We start from the raw sequence: 3,720 nt of genomic DNA, 5'->3' as shown, positions 1-3,720 counted from the left end.
AGCGCCAGGTAGCCGAAACCGCCGCCCACCGCGCCCACGGTGAAGGCCAGGATGGGGCCGACGAAGCGGCGCATGCGCTCACGCAGCACGGCGTCGCTGGCGCCACGCAGCAGGTCCACCGCGTCGATCACCAACTGGGTCACGTTGCCCGTCATCACCGTGGTGGGCACGAGTTGGCCCAGTGCCAGCTTGGCCGCGGCGTTCTGCACGCCCATGGCCGCAGCGCCCAGCACCCCGGCCCACATGCCCAGGGCGCCCGGCGGCTGTTCCACCGGAGATGCCGCCCAGCCCAGCACCATGAAACCCGCAAGCAGCAGCAATTGCAGGCTCAGCAAGGGCCGCAGCAGTGGCATACCCCGGCGGCCGAGTGCCAGGCTCAGCAGCCGCGTAGCCGCCACGGCCAGCACGAACGCGGGAAACACCAGCAGCTTGAGCGTCACGCTGCCGCCGGCATGCGCCAGGGTGCTGCCGATCAGCACGAAGTTGCCGGTGACGTGCGCGGTGAACAGGCCGAACAGCGCGACGAAACCGACCGTGTCCACATGGCCCGCCACAAAACCCAGGCCGACGCCCAGCGCGGTGGCCCGGGTTGAACTCATGGGGCTGGGTGCCAAGGCGCTCATGGGCATGTCCTTCGAGGAAAAATGTGAGGGAGACAGAGCGCAAGACACGCATGCCGCCCATTTTTGTCCCGCTCAACTTCCCGCACATCGCCCGTGCGGCCGCGCGCCCCTCGCCCAGATGGGAGGGGCATGGCGCGAACGCCTCAGCCAGCCGCACGCCCCTGCGCCACCAGCGCAAAGAGGCGGGCGCAGCGCATCCAGGCCAGCGCCAGCACCGCTGCCTGGCCGGCCAGCAGCGCGATCAGCGTGCCCAGCCAACCGGGCAGGTGCCAGGCAGGCACCAGCAGGCCTGGGGCCTGCAGGCGAAGCCAGCTGAAGACGGCCAGCAGCACCAGGCCTGCCAGCGTGATCAGCAGGTAGCTCAGCACCGAGCGCCAGTGGCGCGGGGCCAGCACCCGCAGGCCGCGCCAGCCGGCCTTGACGGCCGAACGCTTGCGCATCTGCAGAACGAACTGGGCGCGGCCCGCGTCCACCGTGGCATTGGCCAGCAGCACCAGCAGCACGGCGATGAGCGTGGCGGCGGTCTCCCAATGGCCGGCAGAGGCTTCCAGCACCGCCTGCTCGGCATGGTGGCCGGCGGCCTTGTTCAAGCCAACACCGATGGCAATGGCCAGGCCCAACGGCAGCAAGGCCCAGAGCGTGATGCGGAACAGCCGGCCGTAGTCGGCCAGGCCGCCGCGCAGCAGCGCGCCAAAGCCTTGCGGTGCCGGTTGGCGCGCCGCCGTCACGGCCAGGCCGGTGAGCCAGGGCGAGAGCAGCAGCGTGAGCGCCAGGCCGGCCAGGCCCACGGCGGGCAGCACGGTGCCCGCCTGCTGGACCAAGGTGACCACCATCTCGGCAATCAGCGGCAGCGAGAAGCCGCTGGCCAGCTGCGGCGCGCGCAACGAATGGTCCACGAAAGAGGCCAGCGCCCGCCACAGCGGCAGGAACAGCAGCAGTGCCGGCAGGCTCAAGCCCGCCCACCACAGCAGCAGCAAGCGCCATTGCAGGGCCTGCCGGGCCGCCAGGCACAGCGTGGCCCGGACGGAGGAAGAAGAAACAGCCGCGTCACTCATAGCGTGCTCACCAGGGCGTAAAAGGTTTGGACCAGGGCCGCGATTTCATAAGCCCAGCGGCGGGCCGCCGCGGGCTCTGCCTTGAGCACCTGGCTGTTGTCCAGCCGGTGGGTGTCCAGCGCATGCTCGTCCTGCGGATCGAGCTCGGCCGACAAAGCCTTGGCCGGCTTGACCCAGCTGTAGCGGGCCCAGCGGCGCTGGTCGTCCCAGCGCACGGTCTCGCTGCTGCCATCGGCAAAGCGCACCACCAGGGTCTGGGGCGCCGAGGCGCCGTAACGGCGCAGCGTCACGGTGGTACGGAAGGGCAAGGGGCCTGCGGCATCGGGCTTGGCATCGGGATGGGCCTTGTCCCACGCCTTGCGGTCCTGCGCCAGCTGCTCGTCGATCTCACCTTCAGTGCGCTCGACCCAGCGGCCGTCTTTCTGCACGGTGCCGGGCTGCGGGCGCTCTTCTTCGCTGACCAGCTTGCTCACGCGGTCGTCCACCTTCTGCGCCGCGTAGACCTGCTGCTCGAAGATGCGGTTGACGACTTCGGGCTTGCCCGAGCCTTCGATCAGCGCGGCCTGGAGATCGCCAATGGCGGGGTGGCGGAATTTCCAGCGGTCGTAGTAGATCTTGAAGGAACGCGCCAGGGCCTCGCTGCCGATGAGCGTCTCCAGTTCATGGAAGGCCGTGGCGCTGCGGCCGTAAACGCTGCCGTAGCTGTTGCTGGAGAGGCGGTCCCAGCTGTTCTCGCCGGTGCCGTCCGCCGGCTCGCCCAGCACCGAGAAGAGGCGCTCGACCTCGAACGTCGGTGCTTCCAGACGCACGCCCAGGCGCTGCATGCCGCGGCTGCTGAGCGAGTTCAGCTGGCCGCGCCCCTGGATCATGCGCATGTCCCAGAACTCGTTCATGCCTTCGTCCAGCATCGGCTCCTCGAACTCGTTCGAGGCCAGGATGCCGTAGAAGTAGCCGTGGCCAAACTCGTGGATGGTCACGAAGTCCAGGCCGTAGGCATTCGCAGTGCCGGGGCTGAGGTCCTTGTAGCCCTCGGCGGTGAAGAAGGTGGGGTACTCCATGCCACCCGCTTCTTCTGCGTTGTACGGCGGCACCACGGCGGTCACCGTCTTGTACGGGTAGGCGCCCAGCGTCTGCGAGAAGTAGGTCAGCGAATCCAGCGTGGCCTTGAGCACCGGCTGCGCGTTGTGCGCGTACTCGGGCGGGAACAGCACCCGCACCTTGACCGGAGGGCTGCCAGGGCCGGACCAATCCGCCTCCAGCGGCGTGTCGAAACGCTTGTCGGCGGTGAAGGCGAAGTCATGCACATCGCCCTGCACATAGCGGTGGGTGACCCAGCCGTCCTTTTCCACCGGGGCGCCCTGCAGCTCACCCACGGCGCCCACCGTCACGCCCTTGGGCACGGTGATGGCCACGTCGTACTGGCCGAAGTCGGCGTAGAACTCGCTGTGCAGGTGGAACTCGTGGGCATTCCAGCGCGGCGCGGTGGCACCGCGCTCACCCGGCAGTTCCAGCACCGCCATCTTGGGGAACCACTGGCCCACCAGGTGGAAGCTGCCGAAGTAGCCGGTGCGCGCGATGACGCGCGGCAACTGGTCGAAGAAGTCAATGTCCAGCTGGGTGCTGGCACCGGGCGCCACCGGCTGCGGCAGGTCCAGCCGCACAACGGTGTGGTCGGTCTCCGGGCCGTTGTCCGGGTGCACGAAGTACCAGGGCACGGCAGCGCCGGCCTGCTGGACCTTTTTCAGCTCGATGTGGCCCCACTGGCCTTCGTTTGCATCCACCTCGCTGCGAAAGCCGAAACCGAGGTTGCGCTGCTCGCTGAAGAAGGTGCTGCCCTGCCCTTCGAAGCCGTTCATGTACAGGTGCAGGTAGACGGCGCGCACCTCGCGGTCGCTGCGGTTGCGCCAGGTCATCTGCTGCTGGGCTTCGATGGTGTGTTTCTCCGGGTCCAGCTTGGCCTGGATGCGGTAGTCCACAACGCGGTCGGACAGCGTGGCCGCGCCGGGCTGGCGTGGGCCGCCCCAGGCACCGGGCGCACTGGG

Annotated in this window: 3 protein-coding genes; all 3 read right to left on the bottom strand. The window is 68.8% G+C overall.

Going from position 1 to position 3,720, the window contains the following annotated elements; translation table 11 throughout:
• Positions 1 to 623, bottom strand: a 623-nt coding sequence (locus FKP22_RS23850) for a YoaK family protein (protein ID WP_170201046.1), incomplete at its 3' end; no start/stop codon positions are given.
• A gap of 143 nt (positions 624 to 766) precedes the next feature.
• Positions 767 to 1,678, bottom strand: coding sequence for a hypothetical protein (locus FKP22_RS23845; RefSeq protein ID WP_141290157.1), 912 nt, complete (start codon positions 1,676 to 1,678; stop codon positions 767 to 769).
• Positions 1,675 to 3,720, bottom strand: a 2,046-nt coding sequence (locus FKP22_RS32585; protein WP_170201045.1) for a M1 family metallopeptidase, incomplete at its 5' end; no start/stop codon positions are given. The genes FKP22_RS32585 and FKP22_RS23845, both read right to left, overlap by 4 nt.

Source organism: Ideonella azotifigens, assembly GCF_006519715.1.
Classification (GTDB): domain Bacteria; phylum Pseudomonadota; class Gammaproteobacteria; order Burkholderiales; family Burkholderiaceae_C; genus Ideonella; species Ideonella azotifigens.
The sequence above is the reverse complement of the archived record's forward strand: the minus strand, read 5'-3'. Positions and strand labels throughout refer to the sequence as shown.

Bases quoted from the DNA above. Each gene is read 5' to 3' on its own strand.
- FKP22_RS23845 (WP_141290157.1), bottom strand. From the start codon at position 1,678: ATGAGTGACGCGGCTGTTTCTTCTTCCTCCGTCCGGGCCACGCTGTGC.